The 961-nt window shown below is 34.7% G+C and carries 2 protein-coding genes; both read right to left on the bottom strand.

Annotated elements, in window-relative coordinates; all coding sequences use genetic code 11:
• Window positions 1–72 precede the first annotated feature (72 nt).
• The gene (locus D9V42_RS14690; protein ID WP_197064330.1) at window positions 73–414 is read right to left on the bottom strand and encodes a hypothetical protein; all 342 of its coding nucleotides are present in this window, start codon (window positions 412–414) and stop codon (window positions 73–75) included.
• A gap of 33 nt (window positions 415–447) precedes the next feature.
• The coding region (locus D9V42_RS14685) for a hypothetical protein (protein ID WP_208639091.1) at window positions 448–961 on the bottom strand (514 nt) is incomplete at its 5' end.

The following is a 961-nucleotide window of genomic DNA, read 5'->3' as shown; positions in this document are numbered from 1 at the left end:
CATTTGAGCCTGCGTCATTGTGAATCACAACCCCAGTAGGATTATGCCCACGAACGCCAGCATTAGTTATATTCATTCTTTTTTATCCTCCGTTTGTTCTTCTTCTACTTCTGGAACACTTACACCGTTCTTTTTCATAAGTTTAACCAAACCGTCGAACATAGGACTGATTTTTGCGACCAAATAAATAAATTGCCCTACAAAGTACAATAAACCTACGTCAATCACAGTTTTGGCAATATCAGAAGTTGAGGGAGTTTGTGTAAAGAAGAAGACCGCATATAAAACCCACAGGGATAAAATAACCGTTAAGTCAATCACAAGTCTACGTTTGAAAGGTGGGTTCATTGCTTCTCTATCTTTTACCCATGTAGCGAAAAGAATCGCTAAAATTAAGATAGTTATTAAAATCATTCTAGTTACCATTTTGTTTCGCTTTCTATTTTGTTATTTAATGAAGTAACTTCCGTTACCACGTGTTGCAATAGGTGTTTTACCAATATCTGGTCCCCACCAAGTAATACTACCGTTTGTGTCTATGTCAATATGGAAAGAAGTCTCATGTCCAGCAAAATGACCAACAATACTTTGAACAACAGTTGGACGAAATTCTTTATCTACCCATGGTCCAGACATTTTAATGCCAGCTTTTGTAGTTGATACACTACCAAAGAGTCTAACAATTACTAAATCATCGTTCTTTTTAGTGAATTGCAACTGCATACCATTTCCAGTTTGAATTGTCAACATTTGAGTTGGAACATCGATTGTACCTCTAAGTGATATATCATTTGCATTGATTGAACCTTTAAGCGATAAATTATTTGCGTTGATTGAACCTTTAAGTGATAAATTATTTGCATTGATTGAATCTTTAAGTGATAAATCGTTTGCGTTGATTGAACCTTTAAGCAATAAATTATTTGCATTGATTGAATCTTTAAGTGATAAATCGTTTGCA

Source organism: Staphylococcus pseudoxylosus (assembly GCF_003697915.1).
In the GTDB taxonomy this organism is placed as follows: Bacteria; Bacillota; Bacilli; order Staphylococcales; family Staphylococcaceae; genus Staphylococcus; species Staphylococcus pseudoxylosus.
Note: the sequence above shows the minus strand (reverse complement) of the source record. Positions and strands in the feature narration are given on the sequence as shown.